Source organism: Streptomyces sp. NPDC002867, from assembly GCF_053591895.1.
The window spans coordinates 97,464-123,036 of sequence record NZ_JBSFUR010000009.1; the positions used below are offsets into that span (position 1 = coordinate 97,464).

Annotated in this window: 27 protein-coding genes and 1 riboswitch; of the genes, 9 read left to right on the plus strand and 18 right to left on the minus strand. The window is 72.7% G+C overall.

Annotated features, from left to right (window positions below):
- Positions 1-246: 246 nt before the first annotated feature.
- From ACWD0A_RS11640 to ACWD0A_RS11650, 3 genes are all read right to left on the minus strand, one after another.
- Entirely contained in the window at positions 247-1,506 is a 1,260-nt protein-coding gene (locus tag ACWD0A_RS11640; protein WP_451296980.1) for a S8 family serine peptidase, read from the minus strand.
- 377 nt (positions 1,507-1,883) lie between these two features.
- A complete protein-coding gene (locus ACWD0A_RS11645; protein ID WP_451296982.1) occupies positions 1,884-3,461 on the minus strand; it encodes an alkaline phosphatase D family protein in 1,578 nt (525 codons plus the stop codon).
- Positions 3,462-3,616: 155 nt separating this feature from the next.
- On the minus strand, positions 3,617-4,447 hold the full coding sequence (locus ACWD0A_RS11650) for an alpha/beta fold hydrolase (RefSeq protein ID WP_451296984.1): 831 nt from the start codon (positions 4,445-4,447) through the stop codon (positions 3,617-3,619).
- A 164-nt stretch (positions 4,448-4,611) separates the two neighbouring features.
- On the opposite strand from ACWD0A_RS11650, the gene ACWD0A_RS11655 reads away from it, so the two are divergent.
- Both ACWD0A_RS11655 and ACWD0A_RS11660 read left to right on the plus strand, forming a co-directional pair.
- On the plus strand, positions 4,612-5,505 hold the full coding sequence (locus ACWD0A_RS11655; protein WP_451296986.1) for an RNA polymerase sigma-70 factor: 894 nt from the start codon (positions 4,612-4,614) through the stop codon (positions 5,503-5,505).
- A gap of 247 nt (positions 5,506-5,752) precedes the next feature.
- On the plus strand, positions 5,753-6,520 hold the full coding sequence (locus tag ACWD0A_RS11660) for a GntR family transcriptional regulator (protein ID WP_451296988.1): 768 nt from the start codon (positions 5,753-5,755) through the stop codon (positions 6,518-6,520).
- A 117-nt stretch (positions 6,521-6,637) separates the two neighbouring features.
- On the opposite strand, the gene ACWD0A_RS11665 is transcribed toward ACWD0A_RS11660, so the two are convergent.
- Positions 6,638-7,795, minus strand: coding sequence for an ROK family transcriptional regulator (locus ACWD0A_RS11665; protein ID WP_451296990.1), 1,158 nt, complete (start codon positions 7,793-7,795; stop codon positions 6,638-6,640).
- A 198-nt stretch (positions 7,796-7,993) separates the two neighbouring features.
- Here ACWD0A_RS11665 and ACWD0A_RS11670 point away from each other — a divergent pair, with 198 nt between their 5' ends.
- A complete protein-coding gene (locus ACWD0A_RS11670; protein WP_451296992.1) occupies positions 7,994-8,428 on the plus strand; it encodes a hypothetical protein in 435 nt (144 codons plus the stop codon).
- 20 nt (positions 8,429-8,448) lie between these two features.
- Here ACWD0A_RS11670 and mug read toward each other — a convergent pair whose 3' ends face one another.
- The 3 genes from mug to ACWD0A_RS11685 are packed head-to-tail and all read right to left on the minus strand — an operon-like array spanning position 8,449 to position 11,326.
- Positions 8,449-9,009, minus strand: a complete 561-nt coding sequence (mug, locus tag ACWD0A_RS11675; protein ID WP_451297202.1) for a G/U mismatch-specific DNA glycosylase — start codon at positions 9,007-9,009, stop codon at positions 8,449-8,451.
- Complete coding sequence (purB, locus tag ACWD0A_RS11680) at positions 9,006-10,448, minus strand: adenylosuccinate lyase (protein ID WP_177152998.1); 1,443 nt, start codon at positions 10,446-10,448, stop codon at positions 9,006-9,008. Before purB ends, mug begins: the two co-directional genes overlap by 4 nt.
- A gap of 59 nt (positions 10,449-10,507) precedes the next feature.
- Positions 10,508-11,326 (minus strand): SGNH/GDSL hydrolase family protein, encoded by an 819-nt coding sequence (locus ACWD0A_RS11685; RefSeq protein WP_451296994.1) that lies wholly within the window; start codon positions 11,324-11,326, stop codon positions 10,508-10,510.
- A 60-nt stretch (positions 11,327-11,386) separates the two neighbouring features.
- Here ACWD0A_RS11685 and ACWD0A_RS11690 point away from each other — a divergent pair, with 60 nt between their 5' ends.
- Positions 11,387-12,394 (plus strand): maleylpyruvate isomerase family mycothiol-dependent enzyme, encoded by a 1,008-nt coding sequence (locus ACWD0A_RS11690; RefSeq protein WP_451296996.1) that lies wholly within the window; start codon positions 11,387-11,389, stop codon positions 12,392-12,394.
- A gap of 91 nt (positions 12,395-12,485) precedes the next feature.
- Here ACWD0A_RS11690 and ACWD0A_RS11695 read toward each other — a convergent pair whose 3' ends face one another.
- From ACWD0A_RS11695 to ACWD0A_RS11705, 3 genes are all read right to left on the minus strand, one after another.
- On the minus strand, positions 12,486-13,499 hold the full coding sequence (locus ACWD0A_RS11695) for a hemolysin family protein (RefSeq protein WP_451296998.1): 1,014 nt from the start codon (positions 13,497-13,499) through the stop codon (positions 12,486-12,488).
- Positions 13,496-14,839 (minus strand): hemolysin family protein, encoded by a 1,344-nt coding sequence (locus ACWD0A_RS11700; protein WP_451297000.1) that lies wholly within the window; start codon positions 14,837-14,839, stop codon positions 13,496-13,498. Before ACWD0A_RS11700 ends, ACWD0A_RS11695 begins: the two co-directional genes overlap by 4 nt.
- Positions 14,840-15,050: 211 nt before the next feature.
- Positions 15,051-15,473 (minus strand): GNAT family N-acetyltransferase, encoded by a 423-nt coding sequence (locus tag ACWD0A_RS11705; protein ID WP_451297002.1) that lies wholly within the window; start codon positions 15,471-15,473, stop codon positions 15,051-15,053.
- A 122-nt stretch (positions 15,474-15,595) separates the two neighbouring features.
- Between ACWD0A_RS11705 and ACWD0A_RS11710 the strand changes: the two genes are divergently transcribed.
- A complete protein-coding gene (locus ACWD0A_RS11710; RefSeq protein WP_451297004.1) occupies positions 15,596-15,811 on the plus strand; it encodes an antitoxin in 216 nt (71 codons plus the stop codon).
- Positions 15,808-16,179, plus strand: coding sequence for a fic family toxin-antitoxin system, toxin component (locus ACWD0A_RS11715; protein WP_451297006.1), 372 nt, complete (start codon positions 15,808-15,810; stop codon positions 16,177-16,179). Before ACWD0A_RS11710 ends, ACWD0A_RS11715 begins: the two co-directional genes overlap by 4 nt.
- A 54-nt stretch (positions 16,180-16,233) precedes the next feature.
- Here ACWD0A_RS11715 and ACWD0A_RS11720 read toward each other — a convergent pair whose 3' ends face one another.
- The 5 genes from ACWD0A_RS11720 to bioB all read right to left on the minus strand — a co-directional run bounded on the left by ACWD0A_RS11720 (position 16,234) and on the right by bioB (position 20,566).
- Positions 16,234-16,908: a class I SAM-dependent methyltransferase gene (locus ACWD0A_RS11720; protein ID WP_451297008.1), complete on the minus strand. Its 675-nt coding sequence runs from the start codon at positions 16,906-16,908 to the stop codon at positions 16,234-16,236.
- Between the two features lie 60 nt (positions 16,909-16,968).
- Positions 16,969-17,322, minus strand: coding sequence for a VOC family protein (locus ACWD0A_RS11725; protein ID WP_451297010.1), 354 nt, complete (start codon positions 17,320-17,322; stop codon positions 16,969-16,971).
- A gap of 5 nt (positions 17,323-17,327) precedes the next feature.
- Positions 17,328-18,041: a dethiobiotin synthase gene (gene bioD, locus ACWD0A_RS11730; RefSeq protein WP_177152988.1), complete on the minus strand. Its 714-nt coding sequence runs from the start codon at positions 18,039-18,041 to the stop codon at positions 17,328-17,330.
- Positions 18,042-18,105: 64 nt separating this feature from the next.
- A complete protein-coding gene (locus ACWD0A_RS11735; RefSeq protein WP_451297012.1) occupies positions 18,106-19,395 on the minus strand; it encodes an adenosylmethionine--8-amino-7-oxononanoate transaminase in 1,290 nt (429 codons plus the stop codon).
- On the minus strand, positions 19,388-20,566 hold the full coding sequence (bioB, locus tag ACWD0A_RS11740; RefSeq protein WP_451297014.1) for a biotin synthase BioB: 1,179 nt from the start codon (positions 20,564-20,566) through the stop codon (positions 19,388-19,390). The genes ACWD0A_RS11735 and bioB overlap by 8 nt, the downstream gene beginning before the upstream one ends.
- A gap of 146 nt (positions 20,567-20,712) precedes the next feature.
- Here bioB and ACWD0A_RS11745 point away from each other — a divergent pair, with 146 nt between their 5' ends.
- Positions 20,713-21,867: an 8-amino-7-oxononanoate synthase gene (locus ACWD0A_RS11745; RefSeq protein ID WP_451297016.1), complete on the plus strand. Its 1,155-nt coding sequence runs from the start codon at positions 20,713-20,715 to the stop codon at positions 21,865-21,867.
- A gap of 216 nt (positions 21,868-22,083) precedes the next feature.
- On the plus strand, positions 22,084-22,515 hold the full coding sequence (locus tag ACWD0A_RS11750) for an ATP-binding protein (protein WP_451297018.1): 432 nt from the start codon (positions 22,084-22,086) through the stop codon (positions 22,513-22,515).
- A 13-nt stretch (positions 22,516-22,528) separates the two neighbouring features.
- Here ACWD0A_RS11750 and ACWD0A_RS11755 read toward each other — a convergent pair whose 3' ends face one another.
- Positions 22,529-23,464, minus strand: coding sequence for a LysR family transcriptional regulator (locus ACWD0A_RS11755; RefSeq protein WP_451297020.1), 936 nt, complete (start codon positions 23,462-23,464; stop codon positions 22,529-22,531).
- Between the two features lie 82 nt (positions 23,465-23,546).
- Here ACWD0A_RS11755 and ACWD0A_RS11760 point away from each other — a divergent pair, with 82 nt between their 5' ends.
- The gene (locus ACWD0A_RS11760) at positions 23,547-24,179 is read left to right on the plus strand and encodes a LysE family translocator (RefSeq protein WP_451297022.1); all 633 of its coding nucleotides are present in this window, start codon (positions 23,547-23,549) and stop codon (positions 24,177-24,179) included.
- 97 nt (positions 24,180-24,276) lie between these two features.
- Here ACWD0A_RS11760 and ACWD0A_RS11765 read toward each other — a convergent pair whose 3' ends face one another.
- Positions 24,277-24,753, minus strand: a complete 477-nt coding sequence (locus tag ACWD0A_RS11765) for a C40 family peptidase (protein WP_451297024.1) — start codon at positions 24,751-24,753, stop codon at positions 24,277-24,279.
- A gap of 3 nt (positions 24,754-24,756) precedes the next feature.
- A riboswitch (cyclic di-AMP (ydaO/yuaA leader) is annotated at positions 24,757-24,913 on the minus strand.
- Between the two features lie 344 nt (positions 24,914-25,257).
- The gene (locus ACWD0A_RS11770) at positions 25,258-25,566 is read right to left on the minus strand and encodes a hypothetical protein (RefSeq protein ID WP_451297026.1); all 309 of its coding nucleotides are present in this window, start codon (positions 25,564-25,566) and stop codon (positions 25,258-25,260) included.
- Positions 25,567-25,573 lie beyond the last annotated feature (7 nt).

Here is a 25,573-nt window from a genome sequence, read left to right on the forward strand (position 1 = left end):
GGGCGGGCAGCGCGGCCGAAAGCAGCCCCCACACCGTCCTGAACGCCCCGGTCGCCGCAGCCGTACGGGCCGGGTCCGCAAGGCGGTTGAGCTTCACCGTTCCCTCCGCACCAGCGCCGTCCCGGCCCACGCTGTCGGCGGTCCGGAGGCCACGTGGCACCCCGAACCCGTAGTCGCAGAAGCACCCATGGCGTGGGCGCGCACCCGCACCGGTGCGCGCCCACGCCATGGGGCAGGTGACCGCCGTCAGAAGGACGTGAGTCCGAGCAGACGCTCCTTGGTGCCGTCGCCGTCCTGCGAGGGCCAGGTCCAGTCGAGGCTGCCGGCGGCCTGCAGAGCCGTCTTGACGCTCTGCGGCAGTGCGCCGGGGTGGGTGGCCCGGTACAGCGCTGCGCCGCCCGCGACGTGGGGCGCGGCCATCGAGGTGCCGGACAGCGTGGTGTAGCCGCCGGTGTTGGAGGTGGAGCGGATGCACACGCCGGGCGCGATCAGGTCGACGTCGGAGCCGTAGTTGGAGAAGTCGGCGAAGGTGTCGTCCTGGTCGCTGAGGCACGTCGGCCGGCCGAGACGCCCCGGCTTGCCGTCGAAGTCGGCCAGGGCGCTGACGGTGATCACTTCGTCGTACGCGGCGGGGATCATGTTCTTGGCGTCGGCGTGGTTGTTGCCGGCCGCTACGGTGTAGGTGACGCCCTTGGCGACGGAGTTGCAGATCGCCTGGTGCATGGCGTCGTTGTTGCTCTTGCCGCAGTTGCCGTCGTCGGTTCCCGCGCCGCCCAGGCTCATGTTGGCGACCTCGATCTCGTCGGCGTGCTGGGTGACGTAGTCGATGCCACAGACGACCGCCGAGGTGGTGCCGCTGCCCAGGGGGTCGAGCACCTGCACCGGCCAGAGCCGGACGCCCGGCGCCGTACCGACCACCCCGGTGCCGTTGTCCAGGGCACCGATGGTTCCGGCGACATGCGTGCCGTGACCGTGCCAGTCGGAGGGGGGCAGGACGGGCAGCCAGCAGTTCTTGCCGCCGGCCCGGTGCACGTTGAGGTCGGGGTGGTTCGGGTTGATCCCGGTGTCGATGACGGCGACGTCGGCGTTCACCCGGGTGTCGACACCGTCGATGGCCGCCGTGGGGCTCTTGTCGGCCTCTACCCGGTCCACACCGGTCGGGACGGACTGAGCGGTGGCCTGTACCCGCCGGTCGGGCTCCACCGAGCGCACTCGCGGGTCGTCGGCGAGGGTGGCCGCGACGCTCGGGCTCATGGACGCGGAGTAGCCCTGGAGGGCGTAGCGGTACACGTGCTGCACATCGGCACCCAGGGTGGCGGCCTGCTCGACAGCCGCGTTCACGGCCGCTTCCACGCCGGCAGCGTCGGCAGCGGCTGTGTCCTTGAGGGTCACGATGTAACGGCCGGGAACCTGGTCGGACTGCGGAGGCGCCTTGGCCACCGCCGGGGCCAGCGGTGCGGCGGCAAGAGTGAGCGCGAGGAGGGCCACAGGGAAGATTTTGGGCATCCCAGACCTTTCGTGAGGGCATAGAGACCGGAGAGCAACGCGGTGTTCCGGACAATTTGTCGTAGCGTGTACATTTCGCTACCGCGCTCACAGCTAGCAGGTTCGCGGCGGTGGCGGCAGGCCGACATTCGGCGTTCACCGGATTCGCTGACCCTCTGTCAACCATGTGGTCCTGTGGCGACCGTGCTCCCGGCCGCAGCCCGAGGTCGCCCCCGGGCTGCCGTGCCCCGTGAACGACCGTCGGCCGTGCCTTCCGGGAGCGGAAGAGCACGGCCGACGGCCACGTCCGGCACCAGGGCGAGGCCGGCACCGTTGCGGCGCCCGCGCCGGTCCGGTGCACCACGAGGCGCGGACAGCCGGTGCCCCGACGCCCGCGGCTACTGCCCCACGCGCCCCGGCTGGAGCGTCTTGGTGAACAGGACCGTTCCGCCCTCGGCGCGCAGCCGTACCGTCAACTCGCCGCTGTCACCGTCGATGTCCACCTCGCCGAAGTACTGCGGTGACTCCATCGGCGACACGTTCGCCCGCTGCGGGGCACGCACGAAGACGCGGTCGGGGCCGAACGTGGCGTCGAGCGCGTTCGCCGGGAAGCCGCCCGCGGCGAGCGGGCCCGAGACGAACTCCCAGAACGGCGCGAAGTCCTTGAACACCGCACGCTCGGGCGCGTAGTGCTGGGCCGACGTGTAGTGCACGTCGGCGGTCAGCCACACCGTGCCGGTGATGCGGCGGTGCTTGACGTACCGCAGCAGGTCGGCGATCTGCAGTTCGCGTCCGAGCGGCGCCCCCGGGTCGCCCTGCGCCACGGCCTCGAAGTTCGCCGAGCCGTCCGGCACGATCAGGCCGAGCGGCATGTCGGAGGCGATCACCTTCCACACCGCGCGCGACCGGGACAGTTCGCGCTTGAGCCAGGCGAGCTGCTCCGCGCCGAGGATGCCCTGGGTGTCGTCGGCCTGCCGGCCCGGCGAGTTGGCGTTGCGGAAGCTGCGCATGTCGAGGACGAACACGTCCAGCAGGGGCCCGTGGTGCACCACCCGGTGGATGCGGCCCTCGCTCCCGCGCGCGGAGAGCGTGCCGACGGGGAAGTACTCGGCGAACGCCCGCATCGAGCGCCGCGCGAGCACGTCGACGTTCTTCTCCGTGTACCGCGCGTCCTCGAGGATCTGGCCCGGGTACCAGTTGTTGCGCACCTCGTGGTCGTCCCACTGCACGATCGTCGGGACCTGCGCGTTGAACCGCCGCACGTTCTCGTCGAGCAGGTTGTAGCGGAAGTTGCCGCGGTACTCGTCCAGCGTCTCGGCGACCTTGGACTTCTCCTCGGTCACGAGGTTGCGCCACACCCGCCCGTCCGGCAGGGTCACGCTCGGCACGAGCGGCCCGTCCGCGTAGACGGTGTCACCGCTGCACAGGAAGAAGTCCGGGTCGAGACGGCGCATCTCCTCGTACGCGCGGTAGCCGCCGATGTCCGGGTTGATGCCCCAGCCCTGCCCGGCGATGTCGCCCGACCACAGGAACCGCACGCCCTGCCGGCGCCGCGCGGGTGCGGTGCGGAAGGCGCCCTGGACCGTCTCGCCGGTGCGGCGGGGGTCGTCCGGGTCGACGAGCGTGACGCGGTAGTGGACCTGCTCGCCGGGCGGCAGCCCGTGCAGCGCGGTCGTCCCGGTGAAGTCGGTGTCCGGCCCCAGCAGCGGACCGTGCCAGGTGCGCGGCCGGCGGAAGGACTCCGTCGCCGACGTCTCCACGATCATGCGGGCGGGCCGGTCGGAACGCACCCAGACGAGTCCCGACGTCGTCGTCACGTCACCGGTCTGCACCCCCCACGCCGCGCGCGGCCGGCCCGACAGCGCCAGGGCGGGGGCCGATCCCGCGGCCGGCAGGGCCAGCGCCGCCGAGGCGGCGCCCGTTCCGCGCAGGACGGAACGGCGGGCGGGGGTGAATCTCCGGGGGCTCTGGGACATCGCTGCGCCTCCATACGGGGTCCGGACGGTGTGCCGCCATGCCTAATGCCCGGCCGCGGCGGGGACAAGAACCCCAAATGAACAGCCGGATGCGCTCGTTGTGTCACGGCCCGCCCGGCCCCCGTGTCCCCGTGGCCCCGGGCACGCGGGAGGCGTCAGCGGCTGCCGTCCAGCAGGACGCGGGCGACGAGCGCCGGGTCGTCGCTCATCGGCACGTGGCCGCAGCCCGGCAGCCGTACGAGCCGTGCGCCGGGGATCACGTGCTTGGCACGCAGCCCCTGGCGGCGGAGCAGGAGCCGGTCCTTGGTGCCCCAGCCGATGGTGACGGGAATGTCGCGGATGTCGTCGGTGAACAGCACGTCCCGGCCGGCCGCGAGGGTCCGGTGGAAGCCGGTGGCCCTGCGCAGGGCGTACGTCTCGGCGACGGCGGCCTCGGGCGAACGGCGGGCGGGCCGGGCGTAGATGGTGCTCACGAGCGCCGTGCGGCCCACGGCGGAGCGGGACAGCCGCTCGATCACCGGCCCGGGCATCGAGGTGGCGCCCACCCGCATCGCGCGCAGCAGCCCGAAGGCGTAGATCCGCTCGCGCTCCGACCAGAAGCCGCCGGGGGACAGCGCGGTGACCGACCGCACGAGCTTCTCGCGGCCGAGTTCCAGGGCGAGCAGCCCGCCCAGCGAGTTGCCCGCGGCGTGGGGGCGCTCGATGCCGACGGCCTCGCAGAACGCGCCCAGCGCGGCGCCGACCGTACCGAGGCTGTACGGCAGCCCGTCCGGCAGTGCGGCCGAGGCGCCGAAGCCGGGCAGGTCCACGGCGACGACGTCCCGTTCCGTGGCGAGGATGTCCATCACGGGCTCCCATGCCTGCCAGTGGTGGCCGATGCCGTGGAGCAGCAGCAGCGGTTCGCCGGCGCCCCTGCGCTCGTAGTGCAGGGTCAGGGTGCGGCTGCCGTCGGCGGCCTGGACGGCGAACGCGATCTCTTCGGCCATGTAGCCAACTCCCTGAGCACCCGAAGGATGTAGACGGCTTGTCAGTAATAATTACCGCTCGGTAGCCGACAGTTCAAGAACCGTGGCGCAGACGCCTGCCGATGTGCCCCGTGCCGCACTGATACCTCCTGGACACCCGGGGTCGCGTCGGCTGGGATGGGATCGTGGCAACCGACACCGTGACCGACGTCTTCGAAGAACACCGGCCCGTCCTGACCGGCGTGGCCTACCGCATGCTCGGGCGCGTCGCCGACGCAGAGGACGTGGTCCAGGAGGCGTGGCTGCGCTGGTCCGCGGACGCCCGTGACGACGTGCGCGAGCCGCGCGGTTTCCTCGTACGCATCACGACCCGCCTCGCCATCGACCGGCTGCGGCACCTCCAGTCGCGCCGTGAGTCCTACGTGGGGCCCTGGCTGCCCGAGCCGATCGTCACCGACTTCGGCCCGTCGGTCCCCGACACCGCCGAGCAGGCCGTCCTCGCCGACTCCGTCTCGCTGGCCGTGCTCGTGGTCCTCGAATCCCTCTCGCCGCTGGAACGCGCGGTGTTCGTGCTCCGGGAGGCCTTCGGCTTCCCGTACGCGGAGATCGCCGCCACCCTGGAGAAGACCGAGGCGGCCGTGCGTCAGCTCGCCGGCCGCGCCCGCAAGCACGTCGACGAGCGCAGGCGCCGCTACGACGTCGACCCCGGCGAATGCCGTGCACTGACCGAACGGTTCCTCGCTGCGGCGGCCGGAGGCGACCTGTCCGGACTGCTCGCCCTGCTCGCCCCCGACGTGACTCTGGTCGGCGACAGCGGCGGCAAGTCCAAGGCGCCGCTGCGGGTCATGCGCACCGCCGACAAGGTGGGCCGCTTCCTCTTCGCGGTGTCCCGGCAGCCGCTCGAGGAGATGGAGGTCCGCTTCGTCGAACTCAACGGCGCACCCGCGCTGCTGATCCTGTCGGGCGGGCGGCCGGACAGCGTCTTCCAGATGGAAGTCCTCGACGGGCGCATCAGCTGCGTCTATATCGTTAGAAACCCGGACAAGCTCGCCTCGCTGGCCGTCGCCGGCACCGCCTGAAACCGCCTGCGCCCCACGTCGGACCCGCGTCCGCTTGCGGATGCGGGGTCTTGTGCTGCCCCGCGACGCCTCGGTACGAACACCCTGTGAACGCTCTGCGAAGCGACACGGTTCCCCTGCGTGACCGCCGCAGCATTGGTCTTGACCAAGAGTGGGACCCGTCCTATGGTCGCAGGGATAGTGCAGGAACCTTTAATAAACAAGGGCGCGGAAAGCCGCCGGGACACGGCGATTGCGGAGGATCAGGGTGGGGACCACGCAGCTGGACACGGTGCCGGAACCTAAGTACTGGCACCTCAAGACCGTGATCGGCGAAGCGCTCGACTCGGACTTCTCGGTGGGCGAGATCCTGCCCAACGAGCGTGATCTCGCCGCCCGTTTCGGAGTCGCCCGCGCCACGCTCCGGCAGGCGCTCGAACAACTCGAGCTCGAAGGCCGCCTCCAGCGCCGCCGCGGCGTCGGCACCACCGTCGCGCCGCCCCGCAGGGGCGTCGACGTCTCGCCGTCGCCGCACGACTGGCCGGGCGCCGGCGCCACCGAGGCATGGCAGGCCACCGAGTGCGGCTCCGCGGTACCGCCCGCGTCCGTCGCGCGCCTGCTGGACCTCGACGGTGACGAGGAGACGCACGTGGTGCGCCGCGTGCGCGCCGACCACGGTCAGCCCGTCGCCACGGAGCTCCTCTACGTGCCGGCCTCCTCCGTGCCCGACCTGCCGGCCATCGACGCCCCTTCCGGTCCCGCGCTCGCCCGCGGCGTCCTGCGCGACCTGGCCCGCCTCGACCTGGAGGGCCAGGACCGCGCGGTGGAGCTGGGCTCCGCCGGCGCCGTCGACGCCAAGGAGCTGGACCGGCTGCCCGGCGCCCCCGTCCTGGTCGTCACCACGCGCTACTTCTCCGAAGGCCGCACCGCCGCCGTGTCCGTCGCGACCTACCGGGCCGACACCTGCCGGCTCACCTTCGGCGCCTACGGGGACCTGGAGATCAGCCACGGGGCCGAGGAGCGCCGCGCCTCCTGACGGAGGGTCCACCGCCTTCTCCCGCGGCCCGTCGCCGAGCGCCCCGCTCGGCGGGGGGCCGTTGCCCGCGGCCGGGTGTGCAGGCGTCGCACCGCCCGGTCCCGGACCCGCCGGTCCTCAACGGCGGGCCGTCACCGTGCCCTCCACGGCGAACAACTGCTCCTCCACGTGGTCGAGCGCCAGCCGCAGCGCACCCGTCGCCACCGCGGCCTCGCCCAGCAGCGACAGGGTCACCCGCGGCGGCCGCAGACAGTAACGGGACAACTCGTCGCGCAGCGGCTCCAGTACGCCGTCGAGCCCGGCCGCCCAGCCGCCGATCACCACCAGCTCCGGATCGAGCGCCAGCACCAGCGCGGCGACGTCGTGCACGAGGCGCTGGTTGAAGCGGTCGACAGCGGCCCGCGCCCGCTCGTCCCCGCTCTTCGCGAGCGAGAACACGTCGGCGACCGCCTGTTCGTCCAGCGGATGCAGCGGCTCGTCCGTCGTCGACAGCAGTCTCTCCGGGGTCACCTCGCGGCCCAGCAGGTGCAGCGCCCCGATCTCGCCCGCCGCGCCGCCGTAGCCCCGGTGCAGCCTCCCGCCGATCAGCGATCCGGCACCCGGGCTCAGCCCGGCCAGGACGAACACGATGTCGTCCGATTCCGTGGCCGCGCCCTTCCAGTGCTCGGCGACCGCGGCCGCGTTGGCGTCGTTCTCCACCAGCACCGGACAGCGGAAGGACCGGCGCAGCCGGTCCCCGAGCGGCAGCCCCGTCCAGCCGGGCAGCGCCGTCGACAGCCGCACCGTGCCGTCGGTCTCCACGATCCCCGGCGAGCCCACGCCCACCGCCCGCAGACTGCTGCGCGCCACACCGGTCCTGCGGAGCACGTCCGCGACGACCGTGCGCACCTTCTCCAGCCTGTCGTCCGCCGACGCCGTCTCCGACACGTCCCGGGAGCCGGCGCCGATGATGCGCCCGTCGAGACCCGACATCAGCACCGCGACCCGGTGCGCCCCGATCTCGATGCCCAGCAGATGACCGGCCTCGGCGCGGAACCGGAAACGGCGGGCCGGGCGCCCCTGCCGGCGAGCCTCGCCCTCCTCGGGAACGCTCTCGACGACCAGACCGGCCTCGACCAGCCCCTCGACCACGCCCTCGACCGTCGGCCTGGACAGTCCGGTGATCCGGGTCAGGTCCGTGAGCGTGGAGGAGTCGGCGCCGCGCAGGGAATGGAGTACCACTGCGGAGTTGATCCGCCGCAGCAGCGACGGGTCTCCGCCGGTCAGCCGCCCCACTGTGTGTCCTTCCAGCTCGAGCGCGTGTCTGCGGGATCGTACTCGCTGCCGCCGCTCGCCGCGCGCACGCCCCGGAGGGCGTCGGCCGTCCGCCTCGGGCGCGGCTCGTGGGTCGCCCGGGCGCAGGGCTCGGCACGCCGTGGCCGAACGCCGCCTGACGGTGTGCCAATTGTCAGTCGGGGCCGCTTTACTGGCGTCATGACCACTGCACAGCACCTCGCTGCGATCGACCTGCTGCGGGGCCGGGCGTTCCCGGCCGTGCGCGGCCGGTCGGAGCTCGGCGACAGTGGCCCCGGCTACCACCTCGCCCGCCTCCCCCCGGCGGGGGCGGACGGGCAGGAGTGCGGCGTGCGGCAGGAGGAGGCGGCCGAGCAGTGCCGCGCGGAGTGCGAGGCGCTGGCCGACGCGCTCAGCACCCGCTGGGGGCAGCCGCAGCGGGTCAGCCTGTGGTCGGTCTCGGTGAGGAGCATCGCGGGGGAGGAGGTTCCGGACCCGTGGGAGGAGCTCGGCCAGGTCGCGGACGACCTCCATCTGTGGCGGGTGGACGGCCACTGGATAGCCGTCGGCGTCGCGCGCGCGGACGAGCACCGGTGGGAACTGCTCGCGGTCGTCACGGAGACGGACCCTCCCTGAGGCAGTTCCGGGCGGCCCGCTCAGGCAGGAGCGTCGGCCGCCTCGGCGGCCTCCCGCAGCTCCCCGTACGCCGCCGCCATGGTCTGCGCCGTCCAGTGGGCGTTCAGCCCGCTCGGATTGGGCAGCACCCAGATCCGGGTGTCCCCGATCGTCCGCTCCTGCGGTCCGATCGCGGCCCCGCGTTCGCCGAAGGCCGTGCGGTACGCGGTCACGCCGACCACCGCGAGCCAGCTCGGCCGCAGCCGCTCCACCTTCGCGGTGAGGATCCGTCCGCCCTCGCGGTACTCCTGCGCACTCAGCTCGTCGGCGCGTGCCGTGGCCCGCGCCACCACGTTCGTGATCCCCAGCCCGAGCGCCGGCAGCTCGTGCTGCTCCGACGGCTTCAGCAGCCGTGGCGTGAAGCCCGACAGGTGCAGCACGGGCCAGAACCGGTTGCCGGGACGGGCGAAATGGTGGCCCGTGGCGGCCGTCATGAGCCCGGGGTTGATCCCGCAGAACAGCACGCGGAGGCCGTCCGCGACGACATCCGGCACGAGCCGGTCGCGGGCGGCCTCCAGCTCCGCCGGTCCGAGCCGGGTCAGAGGATCGCTCCCGGGGCGTACCCTGCGGCCTCGGGGTGCTGCTTGGCGATCTCCTCGATGCGGGAGACGAGAACGGCCACCTGGTCGGCGGCCGCGCCGGTGAACGACAGCTTGTCCGCCATCAGCTCGTCCAGCTGCGCCCGGTCCAGCGGGATGCGCTCGTCGGCGGCCAGCTTGTCGAGCAGCTCGTTGCGCTCCGCGCCCTGCTCGCGCATCGCGAGCGCGGACGCCACCGCGTTCTCCTTGATGGCCTCGTGCGCGACCTCGCGGCCGACACCGGCGCGTACCGCGCCCATCAGCACCTTGGTCGTGGCGAGGAAGGGCAGGTAGCGGTCCAGCTCGCGGGCGACCACGGCCGGGAACGCGCCGAACTCGTCGAGCACCGTCAGGAACGTCTCGACCAGGCCGTCGAACGCGAAGAACGCGTCCGGCAGCGCCACGCGGCGGACCACGGAGCAGGACACGTCGCCCTCGTTCCACTGGTCGCCGGCGAGCTCACCGGTCATCGAGGCGTAGCCGCGCAGGATCACCATGAGGCCGTTGACGCGCTCGCAGGAGCGGGTGTTCATCTTGTGCGGCATGGCGGACGAACCGACCTGGCCCGGCTTGAAGCCCTCGGTCACCAGCTCGTGACCGGCCATCAGACGGATCGTCTTGGCCACGGAGGACGGGGCCGCCGCGAGCTGCACCAGCGCCGAGACGACGTCGTAGTCCAGCGAGCGCGGGTAGACCTGGCCCACGGAGGTGAAGGCGTGCGCGAAGCCGAGGTGGGCCGCGATGCGCTGCTCCAGCTCGGCCAGCTTGCCGGCGTCGCCGCCCAGCAGGTCGAGCATGTCCTGTGCGGTGCCGACCGGGCCCTTGATCCCGCGCAGCGGGTAGCGGCCGAGGAGGTCCTCGAGCCGGCTGTAGGCGACCAGCAGCTCGTCGGCGGCCGTCGCGAACCGCTTGCCGAGCGTCGTGGCCTGCGCGGCCACGTTGTGCGAGCGGCCCGCCATGACCAGCTCCGCGTACTCGCCGGACAGCTTGCCCAGCCGCGCGAGCACCGCCACGGTGCGGTCGCGCATCAGCTCCAGGGACAGCCGGATCTGCAGCTGCTCGACGTTCTCGGTGAGGTCGCGCGAGGTCATGCCCTTGTGGACGTGCTCGTGCCCCGCGAGGGCGTTGAACTCCTCGATGCGGGCCTTCACATCGTGGCGCGTGACCTTCTCGCGCTCGGCGATGGAGGCCAGGTCGACCTGGTCGAGCACGCGCTCGTAGTCGGCGATCGCCGCGTCCGGCACGTCGATTCCCAGGTCCTTCTGGGCGCGCAGCACCGCGAGCCAGAGCTGACGCTCCAGCTTGACCTTCTGCTCGGGGGACCAGAGGACGGCGAGCTCCGTGGAGGCGTAGCGGCCGGCCAGGACATTGGGGATGCGAGGCTTCGCAGACACAGCAGTCACGTGACCAGATTCTACTGGCGGTTTCTGCAGGCCAGCGCCACGGTCCCGGTTGTACCTTGCTACGAACCGGCGACACGGTCCGGCCGCAGGACCAGGTCCTGCGTCGCCGGCGGCTCGTACGGCAGGAGTTCGGGCCGCTTCGCCGGCCGGCCGTCACCCGACGAGCGGCCCGTCAGCCGCCGCGCGATCCACGGACCCAGGTGCTCGCGCGCGAAGCGCAGGTCGGCCGCCCTGCGCGCCGCCCAGCCCGCCCGCGCCGGCGGGGGCAGCAGCGCCTGCCAGTCGGTCTCGGCGTCCAGGCCCAGCGTCTGCCACACGGCCTCGGCGACGCGAGCGTGTCCCTCGGCCGTCAGGTGCAGCCGGTCCACGTCCCACATCCGCTGGTCGCCCAGCACCGGCGAGCCGTAGACGTCGACCACCAGCGCGCCGTGCCGCGCCGCCAGCGCGTCGACGTGGGCGAACAGCTCCTCCATGCGCGGGCGGAACCGTTCCATCACGGGGCCGTTGCGGCCCGGGCTGCGCATCAGGATCAGCGTCCCGCACGAGGGGGCGAGCCGCTCCACCGCCTCCTCCAGCAGACCGCGCACCCTGGCCATGTCGCACTTGGGGCGCAGGGTGTCGTTGAGCCCGCCGACGAGGGTGACCACATCGGCCTCCATCGCGGCCGCCACGTCGACCTGCTCGGAGACGATCTGGCCGATCAGCTTCCCGCGCACGGCGAGGTTCGCGTAGCGGAAGCCCGGCGTACGGGCCGCCAGGCGCGCCGCCAGCAGATCGGCCCACCCGCGGTAGGAGCCGTCGGGGAGCAGGTCCGACATCCCCTCGGTGAACGAATCACCCACCGCGACAAAGCTCGTGTAATTGGCATGCGTCTCCATGGCGGAGCGATCCTACCGCGCGGTAAGGTCCGTCGGTTCCGTACCGGGAGGGGAGCATTCGTGAGCGACGCACTGCTCAACGCGCTGGCCGAAGCGCTGGCCGATGTGGTGATCTCGATCGACACCTGTGACGACGACGTACTCGACCCGGACACCGCGGTGAAGTGGCTGGAGACCACGGGATCCCTGCTCGACCGGCTCCCGCCCGCCGACCGGCGCGAGCTCGCCCGGCTCTTCCGGCGCACCGCCCGCAGGTACCCCGAAGGTGCCCGGCGCGACGAGCTGCTGCGCATACCCGACGGCTTCGGCCTCGACGACGACCAGCACGAGCTGTACTGCGACGCCATCGAGCACATCGAGCGGCGCTTCGTGGCGACCGTACGGGAGGCGGATCCGGCCGCGCCGGTGACCACCTGCCCGGGCTGGACCTTCGCCGACCTCGTACGCCACCACGGCACCACGCACCGCTGGATGGAGCACCTGGTACGGACCCGGGCCTGCGAGCGCGTCCGGTCGCGCGAGATCCCCCTCGACCTGCCCGACGACCCGGCCGCCTTTCCGGACTGGCTCGCCCGCGGCGCGGACAGCGTGCTCGGCATGCTGCGCAAGGTCGACCCGGACACCCCGATGTGGTCCAACGGGGCGGACCGGCGAGTGGCCTACTTCCCGCGCCGGCTGCTGTTCGAGGCGCTGGTCCACCTCGCCGACGCGGAGCTGTCGCTGGGGCGCGAGCCGAGCGTCGATCCGGGCACGGCGGCGGACGGGATCGAGGAGTTCCTGGAGAACCTGCCGTACTTCTCGTGGCTCGCCGAACCGGTGTCACGCCTCGCGAACGGCTCCGTCGTCCTGACGGCGACGGACACCGGAGCGTCCTGGACGGCCGGGTTCGGCGAGGCGGGTTTCCGCTGGTCGAAGTCCGCGACGGCCGAGCCGTCGGCGCGCGTCGAGGGCCGGGCCGGTGACCTGCTGCTCCTGACGTACGGCCGCCGCTCGGCGGACGATCCGCGCTTCACGGTCACGGGAGACGCGTCCGTGCTGGCGTCCTGGCTCGCCGCGACGGCGTTCTGAGCGACGCCGCTCCGCGAGCGGATCCCGCACGGACCGGGGCCGGGAGGCATCGTGCTCTCCCGGCCCCGGGACCGCCCGCGGACGTCGCGCGTCAGGCGGGACGGCCCACCAGCTCGCGCAGGATGTCCTCCATCGTCACCAGCCCCTCCGGCCTGCCCTGCTCGTCGAGGACGGCCGCCAGGTGGGTGCGGCTGCGGCGCATCGCGGTGAGCACGTCGTCCAGCGGCGTCGTGGCCCGCACCCGGGCGATCGGGCGCATCGCGCCCACCGGGAACGGCACGTCACGCGGAGCGGCGTCCAGCGCGTCCTTCACATGGAGATAGCCGAGGATGCGACGTCCCGCGTCCACGACCGGGAAGCGGGAGTACCCCGACTCCACCGACAGCTGCTCCAGCTGCTCCGGCGTCGTCCCGTCCTTCGCGTACACGACCTGCTCGATCGGCATCACCACATCCCGCACCGGCCGGCGTCCGAGCTCCAGCGCGTCCCGCAGCCGTTCCGCCGAGCGGTCGTCGAGCAGGCCCGCCTCGCCCGAGTCCTGCACGAGGCTCGCCAGCTCGTCGTCCGAGAACGTGGCGGACACCTCGTTCCTCGTCTCGACCCTGAGCAGCTTGAGCAGCCCGTTCGCGAGGGCGTTCACGGTGAAGATCACCGGGCGCAGCGCCCGTGCCAGCGCGACCAGCGGAGGCCCGAACAGCAGCGCGCTGCGCACGGGCTCCGACAGTGCGATGTTCTTCGGCACCATTTCGCCGAGCAGCATGTGCAGATACGTCGCGAGCGCCAGCGCGATCACGAACGAGATCGGGTGGACGGCGCCGTGCGGCACGCCCACCGCGTCGAAGACCGGTTCCAGCAGATGGGCGATGGCCGGCTCGGCGACGATGCCGAGTACCAGGGTGCACAGCGTGATGCCCAGCTGGGCCGCCGCCATCAGCGCCGAGACGTGCTCCAGACCCCACAGCACGCTGCGCGCCCGCCGGTTCCCGGCCTGCGCCTCCGGCTCGATCTGGCTGCGCCGCACCGAGATCAGCGCGAACTCGGCACCGACGAAGAAGGCGTTGAGCACCAGGGTCAGCAGACCGATGAAGAGCTGGATCGCGATCATCGTCCGGCCTCCTCGGCCACATCGCCTTCGGCGGCGTCGAGCGGTGCGTGCATCAGCACGCGCGCGGCGCGGCGCCCGGTGGCGTCGACCACGTCCATCTGCCATCCCCCGAGATCGATCCGGTCGCCCTTGGCGGGGATGCGGCCCAGTTCGGTGGCGATGAGACCGGCGAGGGTCTCGTAGGGGCCGTCGGGGACCCGCAGCCCTATGGTCTCCAGCTGGTCGGTACGGGCGGCGCCGTCCGCGGACCACAGCCTGCGGCCGTCCGCGTCCTCACCGGCCCGCGCCAGGTCGGGCGTCTCGTGCGGGTCGTGCTCGTCGCGCACCTCGCCGACGACCTCCTCGACGATGTCCTCCATCGTCACCACGCCTGCCGTGCCGCCGTACTCGTCGATGACGACGGCCATCGTGGACTTGCCCGTCAACTGGTCCAGCAGCCGGTCCACGGTCAGCGTCTCGGGCACCAGCACCGGCTCACGCAGCAGGTCCGAGATCGAGTGACGGGCCCGGAGCTCCGCCGGGACCGTCAGGATGTCCTTGATGTGCGCGATGCCGACGACGGTGTCCAGGCTGCCCCGGTAGACGGGGAAGCGGGACAGGCCGGTCGCGCGCGTGGCGTTGGCGACGTCCTCGGCGGTGGCGGACGCGTCGAGAGCCATGACCTGCACGCGCGGCGTCATGACGTTCTCCGCGGTCAGCTCCGCCAGGTTCAGCGAGCGCACGAACAGCTCGGCGGTGTCCGCCTCCAGCGCGCCCGCCTTGGCGGAGTGCCGGGCCAGGGCCACGAGTTCCTTGGGGCTGCGTGCGGACGCGAGCTCCTCCGTCGGCTCCATGCCGAGGCGGGTCACGATGCGGTTGGCGGTGTTGTTGAGGTGGGCGATCAGCGGCCGGAACGCGGCGGTGAAGATCCGCTGCGGTGTGGCCACCACCTTCGCGACGGCCAGCGGAGAGGAGATCGCCCAGTTCTTGGGGACCAGCTCGCCGACGACCATCAGCACCACCGTGGACAACGCGGTGCCGATGACCAGCGCCGCGGACGACGCGACGGATTGCGACACGCCGAGCGCCTCGACCGGACCGCGGATGAGCGTGGCGACGGACGGCTCGGCGAGCATGCCGACGACCAGGTTCGTGACGGTGATGCCGAGCTGGGCGCCGGAGAGCTGGAACGTGAGGCTCCGCACGGCCTTGAGGGCGCCTGCGGCGCCCCGTTCGCCGCGCTCGGCCGCCCGTTCGAGCTCGCTGCGCTCGACCGTCGTGAGGGAGAACTCCGCCGCGACGAAGGCGCCACAGGCGAGCGAGAGCAGCACGGCCACGGCGAGCAGAAGCACTTCGGTCATCGGGTCACCTCCGTCCCATGGTCGGACAGGGGAGGTGGAATGCGCGATGTCGGCTACTGGGAGGCTCGCCCATGGGCGGACGCTCACACCTTTCGTACGGGGAGTGGATGGTCCACTCATGGTAAAGGACCGGCAAAGCCGCCGGAGCGGCGGACGGCGCGACCGGCCGGACCGCGCGCCCCGGTGGACCGGGTGCCCACGGGCGCCGCGCTCAGACGAACGGCTTGACCCAGCGGCGCCAGTGGTCCTCGCGGTGGTAGCCGGCGGAGGCCCACGCCCGGTGGGCCCGCTCGTTCGCCTCCAGCACCATCGCGTCCCCGCGCCGCCCGCCCGCCGCGACGAACCGCTTCTCGGCCGCGTCCAGCAGGGCCGCCGCGATGCCGCGGCGCCGGTGCGAGGGAAGAACGGCGAGGCGGTACAGCGAGCAGCGCCAGCCGTCGTACCCGGCGATCACGGAGCCGACCAGCAGCCCGTCGGCCTCGGCCAGGATGAGGGCCTCGGGGTCGCGGGCGATGAGCCGGGTGACGCCGTCCACGTCGTCCGTGATGCTCGTGCCCTCCGCCGCCTCCTCCCAGAAGGCCAGCACGGACGCGGCGTCGTCGACGGAGGCGGTACGTATGCGCAGGTCGGTCATGCAGGGAGCCAAGCACGCCCGCCGCACCCCACGCCAGCGACTTCCGGCACCCGGGACGGGCCGCGGAAGCCGCTCCCGGGGGAGGCCTTGCCGTGCTAGCGCCCGCGCGCTAGCGTGAAGACGTGGCGAAGACTCAATTGAACGTACGCGTGGACGAGGCCACCGCGGAGGCCGCCCGCCAGCGGGCGCTCCAGCGCGGGATGAGCGTGAACCGCTACATCGAGGAGCTCGTCAGGCAGGACGCAGGCGAGGTGGGCCGCGCCTTCGTGGACGCTGCGGCCGATTTCATGAAGCAGTACGAGTCGGTCTTCGCCGAGGAGTTCGGCGAGAAGCGTTGAACCCGACGATCGATCTCGCCTGGCTGCTCATGGTCGCCGAGCACAAGACCCCCGGCGACCCCCAGGTCACCGACTGGGGCGCGCTCGTCGCCGCCGTCAGCCGTCACGACGCGGAGATATTCGGCACGCCCGTCTACGCCGATCCGCACGCCCGCGCCGCGGCCCTGCTCCAACTGCTGCTGCACGTGCCCGCGTTGGAGCACTCCAACGCGATGTTCGCCTCCGCCGTCGCCTACGGCTACCTCGTCGCCAGCGGACTCAAGGTGGTCACCTCGCCCGAGCAGGTGCGGGACCTGGCCCGCCTGGTCAAGGAGGGCGAGGCGGACGTACGCGCTGTCGCGGACGAACTGCGCCAGTGGAGCGAGTGACCGTTTCCCGGGGCCGGCCCGCGAATCTCGGCCCCCACCCCACGACGCTCTCGTCTAGGACGTGAACGGGCGGCGCGCCACCCCCAGAACGCAGGGTGAGGTCGGCAGCCGCAGCCGGCCGTCCGGCACGTTGAACCTGCGGTGCGTCCCGAGCTCGAAGCCCGCCGCCTCGATCGCGGCGAGCGTGTCCCTGGCCGTGTGGCAGCCGCCGAACAGACGGGGCCACACCGTGAGGTCCAGCGCGCGCTGCGTCCGCGCCAGGCCCGGGCTGCGGGCCAGGCCGTGCTCGAAGAACCGCAGCTCCCCGCCCGGCCGCAGCACCCGCCGGATCTCCGAGAGCGCCCGCGGCAGGTCTCGTACGGTGCACAGCACGAGGGAGGCCACCGCCGCGTCGAACGCCTCGCTCTTCACCGGCAGTGCCTCCGCCGCACCCGGCACGACGTCCACCGGGACTCCGGCGCGCAGTCCCGCCTCGACGGCCAACTTCCGCAGGGTGCGCTCCGGTTCGAGAGCGACGACCTCGGAGACGGCCGCCGGATAGTGGGCGAAGTTGAGACCGTTGCCCGCGCCGATCTCGATGACGCGGCCGGACAGGCCCGACAGGAGCTCTGCGCGGTAGGCGGCGATGCCGCCCTTCACATCCGCCGATACGCTCATGCGCGCGTAGAAACGGGCGAAGACCGGATGGTGGATGGCGTCCCGGGGCGCCTTCGTACTGCGCGGGGGCATCGCGGACCTCCTCGGACGGGGCGGACCGGTCAGGGCCATTCTCCCCCGATAAGGCTCCGCTCAGCCGTCGTTGCCCGCCACGAAGCAGAATTCGTTGCCCTCGGGGTCCCGCAGGACCTGGAAGCGGCCGTGGGCGTCGGGGACGACGGCGCCGACGCGCTCCGCGCCCAGCCGCACCGCCTCGTCGGCGGCGGCGTCCACATCGCCCGCGTACAGGTCCAGATGGAGCCGGTTCTTCGCCTTCTTGCCCTCGGGCACCAGCTGGAACGCCACGCGGGCGAACTCCGGCGGATCGACGTACGACCAGTCCTCGCTGCGGTCCACCGGCTCGCCGCCGAGGAGCGCCGCCCAGAACCGGACGAGGCGGGCGGGGTCGTGACAGTCGAAGACGATCTCGTCGATCCGTGCGCGCATGGACCTCAGCCTACGGCCGAGCCGAACGCCTCCGCGTCCCAGCCGCCGCCGAGTCGCGGGGCCAGCCACTGCCCGGCCCGCTCCCGGAACGCCGCGGGCGCGAGCGCCCCGGCGCCCTCCGGGACCGCCCCCAGCAGCGGAGCGCCCGCCGCCTCCGGCAGGTCAGCGAGGTTGCAGCGAGCCGCGAGGTCGGGCCGGCCGGGCCAGCTGCCGACCACCACGCCCAGCTGGTCGAGCCCACGGGCGCGCAGGGCTTCGGCGGTCAGCGCGGTCGTGTTGAGAGTGCCCAGGCCGGCGGGCACGACGACCAGCACGGGAGCGCCCAGCAGACCCGCCACGTCGGCGAGTGTCGCGCCCGCGTCGTCGAACCGTACGAGGAGGCCGCCCGCCCCCTCGATGAGCACGAGGTCGTGCTCCGCGGCGAGCTTCCCGGCCTCCTCGGCCACCGCGTCGGGCGTGACGGGGGCGAGCCCGGCCCGCCGGGCGGCCGTCGCGGGCGCCAAGGGCTCGGGGAACCGGCCCAGTTCGACGCCCGTGACCGGCCCGGCGAGCCGCCGGACCTCGTCGACGTCGCCCGCTTCGTGCGGCCCGACCCCGGTCTGCGCCGGCTTGACCACGGCGACCGACCGGCCCTCGGCCACGGCGAGCGCGGCGACGGCCGCCGTCACGACGGTCTTCCCGATCTCGGTTCCCGTCCCGGTCACGACGATCACTGGCATGGTGCTTCCCTGTCCTGTCTCGCTCGTCTCCTCCTGGCGCCGCATGCCCGCCGCGGCCCTGGCGTCAGCCCGCTGCCGCCGCCGCCCGGACCGCGCGGCACACCCGCGCCAGGTCCTCGTCACCCGTCACGTACGGCGGCATCGTGTACACGAGGTCCCGGAACGGGCGCAGCCACACGCCCTCCCGCACGGCGGCCGCCGTCGCCGAGGCCATGTCCACCGCGTGGTCCAGCTGTACGACACCGATACCGCCGAGCACCCGGACGTCCTTCACGCCCGGCAGGGCGGCGGCCTCGGCCAGACCGGCCCGCAGGCCGGTCTCCAGGCGCTCCACCTCCCGCTGCCAGTCCTGGCCGAGCAGCAGGTCGATCGACGCGCACGCCACCGCCGAGGCGAGCGGGTTGCCCATGAACGTCGGGCCGTGGGCGAGCACGGGGACCTCACCCCGCGAGATCCCGTCCGCCACCCGGGAGGTGCACAGCGTCGCAGCCAGCGACAGGTAGCCGCCGGTCAGCGCCTTGCCCAGGCACATCACGTCCGGGGCCACCCCGGCGTGACCGGCCGCGAACAGCGCGCCCGTGCGGCCGAAGCCGGTCGCGATCTCGTCGAAGACCAGCAGCACGCCGTGCTCGTCACACGCCTCGCGCAGCACCCGCAGGTACGCGGGGGAGTGGAAGCGCATGCCGCCCGCGCCCTGCACCACCGGCTCCACGATCACCGCGGCCAGCTCGTCCGCGTGCCGCCCGATCAGCTCGCGCAGCCCGTCCGCGTACACCTCGTCGTAGTCGGCCGGCGGGGCGGGCGCGAAGAGCTGCCGCGGCAGCACGCCCTGCCACAGGCCGTGCATGCCGCCCTCGGGGTCGCACACCGACATCGGCTGCCACGTGTCGCCGTGGTAGCCGCCGCGCCAGGTCAGCAGCCGCTGCTTGGCCGGGCGGCCCACCGAGCGCCAGTACTGCAGGCACATCTTCACCGCGACCTCGACCGACACCGAGCCCGAGTCGGACAGGAAGACATGCCGCAGGGGCTCCGGCGTGATCTCCACCAGCCGGGCCGCCAGACGTACGGCGGGCTCGTGTGTGAGCCCGCCGAACATCACATGGCTCATGCGGCCCAGCTGCGCCGTCGCCGCCTCGTTGAGGACGGGGTGGTTGTAGCCGTGCACGGCCGACCACCACGACGACATGCCGTCGATCAACTCGCGCTGCCCGTGGATCTCTTCGGCCAGCCTGAGCCGCACCCCGGCCGCGGACTCGACGACCAGCGGCTCCTCCCGGCCGGGCATCGGACCGTACGGGTGCCAGACGTGGGCGCGGTCCAGGGCACGCAGCTCGCCGGGCGTGAACTCACGCATTGGGCGCGAGGTCCGTCCCGGCGCCGCGGCGGCGCACGGCGACCAGGTCCGTACGGGCCGCGGGGGCCTCCGACGGAGCGGCCTCCGCCTCCGCCGCAGCGGACGCGTCGTGACAGCCGCCCGAGCCCTCGCCGTCGCCGCACACCGAACCGCAGCCGCCGACCGCCCCGCGGTGCTCGGGCAGGGTCGTCGTGTCGGTGCCCTCCACCTCGAAGCCGGCGTCGGCGATCATCTCCAGGTCGGCCTTGCCCGCCTGGCCCTCGCTGGTCAGGTAGTCGCCGAGGAAGATGGAGTTGGCCAGGTGCAGCGCGAGCGGCTGCAGCGTGCGCAGATGGACCTCGCGCCCGCCCGCGAGCCGCACCTCGACGTCGGGGCAGACGAAGCGCACCATCGCCAGGATGCGCAGGGCCCGCTGCGGGGTCAGGTTCCACTCCTTGGCGAGCGGGGTGCCCTCGAAGGGGATCAGGAAGTTCACCGGCACCGAGTCCGGGTCCAGCTCGCGCAGGGCGAAGACCACGTCCACCAGGTCCTCGTCGCTCTCGCCCATGCCGGCGATCAGGCCGGAGCACGCGGACAGGCCCGCGGCGTGCGCCTTGTTCACCGTGTCCACGCGGTCCGCGTAGGTGTGCGTGGTCGTGATGTCCCCGTACGTCCCCTCGGACGTGTTCAGGTTGTGGTTGTACGCGTCGGCGCCCGCCTCGCGGAGCCGTTCGGCCTGGCCGTCGGAGAGCAGACCGAGACACGCGCACACCTCGACGCCCTCGTTCTCCTCCTTGATCGCCTCGATCGTCTTCGACACCCGGTCGACGTCCCGGTCCGTCGGGCCGCGCCCGCTCGCCACCAGGCAGACCCGCTTGGCGCCGCCCGCGACGCCGGCGGCCGCGGCCCGGGACGCCTCGTCCGGCTTCAGCCAGGTGTACTTGAGGATCTCCGCCTTCGACCCGAGCCGCTGCGAGCAGTACGAGCAGTCCTCGGGGCACAGGCCGGACTTCAGGTTGACCAGATAGTTGAGCTTCACCCGCCGTCCGAACCACTGGCGGCGCACTTTGCCGGCCGCGGCCACCACATCGAGCAGATCGTCGTCGGAGGTCGCCAGTACGGCGAGCGCTTCTTCACGGGTCGGCAGCTCGCGCCGCAGCCCCTTCTCCACCAGCGTGTTCAGCAGGTCCATGGCGCTGATCCTTACCCACGGCAGCCGCCCGGGCCAAGGAGGAACCCCACAACAGCGGCGGATTGAGGTGTGTGCATGGCCACATCCGCACCCCGCCCGCACGCGGTTAAGGTCTGTGCGCTGCCTACAAAAGGACCGGACCCCTCATGCCGCAGGCCACTCAGGATCCTTTCGACTGGATCGACGACGAGGCGCGCCACCGCGAGCGCGCGGGACTCGTCCGCACGCTCCGGCCGCGCACCGCCGACTCGCCCCTGCTCGACCTGGCGAGCAACGACTACCTGGGACTGACCCGCCGGCCCGAGGTCACCGCCGGGGCCGCCGACGCCGCCCGACGCTGGGGCGCGGGCGCCACCGGCTCCCGCCTGGTCACCGGCACCACCGCGCTCCACGCCGAGCTGGAACGCGAACTCGCCGCGTTCTGCGGTTTCGAGGCTGCCCTCGTCCTGTCCTCCGGCTACGCGGCCAACCTCGCCGCCGTCACCGCCCTCGGCGGACGCGACGCCCTCGTCGTGTCCGACGCGGGCAACCACGCCTCCATCGTCGACGGCTGCCGGCTCGCACGCGCCGAGACCGCGGTCGTCCCGCACGCCGACCCCGACGCCGTACGCAAGACCCTCGGCGCCCACCCGGACCGCCGCGCCCTCGTCGTCAGCGACTCGGTGTTCTCCGTCGACGGCGACGCCGCGCCGCTGCCCGCCCTCGCGGCAGCCTGTCGCGAACACGGCGCGGCCCTGCTCGTCGACGACGCCCACGGCCTCGGCGTCCTCGGCGACGGCGGCCGGGGCGCGCTCGACGCCGCCGGACTGGCCGGCGCGACCGGAGTCGTCGCCACCCTCACCCTCTCCAAGTCCCTCGGCAGCCAGGGCGGCGCGGTCCTGGGCCCGGCGCGGGTGATCGAGCACCTGGTCAACACGGCCAGGACCTTCATCTTCGACACCGGACTCGCACCGGCCGCGGCGGGCGGCGCGCTCGCCGCCCTCGGGGTGCTGCGCCGCGAACCGGAGCTCGCCGGCCGGGCACGGGAGGTAGCGGCCGAGCTGCACCGGCGGCTCACGGACGCGGGACTGACCGCCGCGCGGCCGGACGCGGCCGTCGTGTCCGTGCAGGCGCCCTCCCCGGAGGCGGCGCTGCGCTGGGCGGCGGACTGCCGGACGGCAGGTCTGGTCGTGGGCTGCTTCCGGCCTCCGTCGGTGCCGGACGGCATCTCGCGCATCCGGCTCACCGCCCGCGCCGATCTGACCGCCCGGCAGGTCGACACGGCCGTCGCGACGATCATCGCCTGCGCGCCGCGGGGCTGAGAACAGCCGGTCCGGAGAGTGCGGTCCGTCCCCAAATACGGTCTCTCGTCGCAGACTTCACCGCTTTGAGCGACAGGTATGCACGTATCTTGGTGGATTGCCGCACCGGCCTGACGACAAGTGGCAGTCTGACGCCGAAGCGCAATCCGTGGCCGTCCTCGCGTGTCATCCGCTACGAGTCGGATCCCGGCCCGGTGGGAAAGGGACAGCGTCGCCATGGCAGACCATCAAGAAGCATCCGTCACTCTGCCCAGCGAACCGGCATCGGTCTCCGCCGCCCGGAGATATGTCACCGATGTCGTCTGCGGATGGGGTCTGCCGGACGGCACCGACGCCGTCGACACCCTGCGGCTGATCGTCTCCGAACTGGCGACCAACGCGGTGCAGCACACCTTCGGCCAGTCGCCCACCTTCACCGTCGACGTGCGCCTCGAACGGGACGAGCGACTGTGCATCGGCGTCACCGACAGCCACCCGCGCTGGCCGCGCCGGCTGCCCGCCGCCGTCCGTCAGGACAACGGCCGGGGGATGGTCATCATCCGCAGTCTCACCGCACAGTACGGCGGGCGGCTCTCCGTGACACCCACCGAGGAGGGCGGCAAGACCGTGTGGATCGCCCTGCCGTGGACCGTACCCGTGCAGGGCTGATCCGCGCCCGGGTTCACCACACCCTGGCCGCAGTGCCCTGTTGACCCGCCCGTCCGAACGAGCTCCGCAGGAGAGCCCGCAGCGACTGCGCCGCCGGCCCCGACTCCTCTCCCCGGTGCGCCACAGAGATCGTCCGGCGGAAGGCCGCCGGCTCCAACTGCCGTACCTGCAGCGGCGTGGCGGACATCGCCGCCACCATCTCCGGCACCACCGCCACCCCGATCCCCGCGGTCACCAGGGCGCACACCAGCGCGTAACCGGGCGACTCGCACACCACGGCGGGCGTCGCCCCCGCCTCGGCCAGCGCACCTTCCACTCCCTTGCGCGGCGGATGCGCCGGAGCGCTGCTGATCAGCGGCTGCCCGGCGAGTGCGCTCACCGGCAGCCGCCCCGATCCGCCCGCCAGGGCGTGCCCGGGAGCGGTGATGAGCACCAGCTCCTCGACCAGCAGCGTTTCCACGACCACCCCCGGCGGGGGCGGCGCCGGCTCGGCGGGCTCGTAGGCATGCGTCAGCGCGAGATCCATGGCGCCGCGCGCCACCGCCGTGACCCCGTCCGGAGGTTCGTACTCCGCGACGGTCAGTTCCACATCCGGATGGGCGCGCCGGAAGGCGCTCAGCACCGGGGGCAGCAGGTGGATGCCGACCGTGGTGAAGGTGGCCACCCGCAGCCGGCCGCCCGCGAGCCCCGACAGCCGGGCCAGCTCGTGCCGCGCCCGGTCCATCTCGTCCAGCACCCGGCGCGCCCGCTCCGCGAGCAGCTCACCCCCGGCCGTGAGCCGCGCCCCGCGGTGGTGGCGCACGAGCAGAGGCGCTCCGGCCTCGCGCTCCAGCTTGGCCAGCTGCTGGGAGAGCGCCGGGGCGGTGTAGCCGAGGCGGGCCGCGGCGCGGGTGATGGAACCGGCCTCCGCGACAGCGACCAGGGCGGCCAGCCGGGTCGGGTCGTACATCGCACCCCTTAAGCATTGCTTTTGGCTGACCCAGGATAATCCCCATACACGCTGAAGGTGCTGAGGCGGCAGGCTGAAGGGCATGGACGCCCAGCTGATCGCTTTCACCGGTGTCGCCGCGGGCATGGTCGCCATGCCGGGTGCCGACTTCACCGTGGTGGTGCGCAGTGCGCTCGCCTCGCGCCGCGCGGGCGTCGCCTGCGCGGTCGGTGTGGCGGGCGGGTTGCTGGTGCACACCGCGCTGGCCGTGGCGGGACTCGCCGCGGTGCTGGTGGCGGTGCCCGTGCTCTACCGGACGCTGCAGATCGCCGGCGGGATCTACGTGCTGTGGCTGGGCCTGCGCGCCGTGCGCTCCGCGCTGCGCCCGCTCGAAGGGCCCGCCGCCCCCGACGGCGCCACGCCCTCCCACGGCGTCGGGCGCGGCCTGCGGCAGGGCTTCCTCACCAACGTCCTCAACCCGAAGGCGCCGGTGCTGTTCCTGAGCCTGCTGCCGCAGTTCGTGCCCGACGGCGCGGCGGTGCTGCCGCGCACCCTGCTGCTCGCCGCGATCGTCGTCCTCCTGGCGCTGATCTGGTTCCCGGCGGTGGCCCTCCTGGTGGACCGGCTGGGCCGGTGGCTGCGCAGGCCGCGCACCACGCGTGCCGTGGAAGGAGTCACGGGCGGCGCGCTCACCGCGCTCGGCGCGACCCTGCTGGTCCAGCCGCTGGCACGCTGACCGGCACCGGTTAGTCGCACCGTGGTGGGTGCGGACGATTCTCGGGCGCGGGGCCGCCGCCGGGGAGCCGGAAAGGCGGGCAGCCGGAAGGCGGGCGTCAGCGCACCCGGCCGTACGAGACGCCCCTGGTCCAGATCTTGGCCAGCCGTACGACGTCGCCCGTCTTCGGTGAATGCCAGATCCGCCCTCTGCCGGCGTAGATGCCCACGTGGTAGACGTAGCCGCCGGAATGGAAGAAGACCAGGTCACCGCGTTTTCGCTGGGAGGCGGAGATATGGCGCGTACGGTTGTACTGCTGTTGAGCGGTGCGCGGCAGCTTCTTGCCGGCCTTCCTGTACGAGTACTGCGTCAGCCCGGAACAGTCGAAGCGGTGAGGGCCTACGGCGCCGAATCTGTACGGCGACCCCTTCTTCGATGCCGCGACCTCGAGTGCCTTGCTCGCGTAGCTGGTGATCGCGTGGGCCTCGGGGGCGGTGCCGGGAGCGAGGAGCGTGCCGCCGACGGCGGCGATGGTCAGTACCGATACGGCGCCCGCACGTGTGAGCAGGAACGGGACATGCATCTGCGCAGTCATGCGCAACCCTTCGTCAGCCGCCTGTGAAGGGTGACCTGTCGGGTTCGGACTGGCGAAGACGCCCGGCCGCCGAAGCGGCTTCACCCCAAGGGGCCTACCGGGATCACCGGTCACCCCGTGCTGCTCGGGTCCTCCACTCCTGCCGATGCACTTCTGTCGACCAGTCGTCCGGTGCGGCGGCAGGATTCAGCGTCCGCCCGGACCGCCCCGTCAAGGTGGCGGGGGCTTGTCGTCCCAGTGATCGTCACTCATGGATGTCCGATTTCCGAGTTGAAACGGCTTTTGTGAAGCCAATCACGACTGATCTGTTCGGGTGGACAGGGGTGTTGGCGGTCGCCTCGCCTGACGCGGAATCATGGTCGTACCAGCGCGGAAGCCGTTCGACTCCGCCAAATCGGTGGTGCGCGTGGCGCAACTCCTGCGGCACGGAACAACGTCGCCGAAGCTCCACCGAACGGGGTACGAAAACCGCGGCCCCGTTGGCGGAAAGCAGCGGATCGACCGTCAACTCGTCGAAGCCGGAGGCATGGTCACCCGGTTCGCCCTGCGTTCCCCGTCGAGAATCCGCAGCGCCTCGGCGAGCGTGTCCGCGTAGACCTCGTTCTCACCGCGCAGGTGCATCAGCGTCAGGGCGTCCTTCAGGGCGGTCGCCCGCCCGACCAGCGCCTGCGCGGCGCGCAGCGCGCCGTAGGTGTGGGTGACCCGCGCCGGGTTGATCCGCCCCAGCAGATCGACCACTTCGAGATACCTGTCGATCAACTCCGCCTCCGCGCGGGTCAGCCCGGGGAGCGGTGGCAGCTCCGGGAGCAGCATGCTTCGC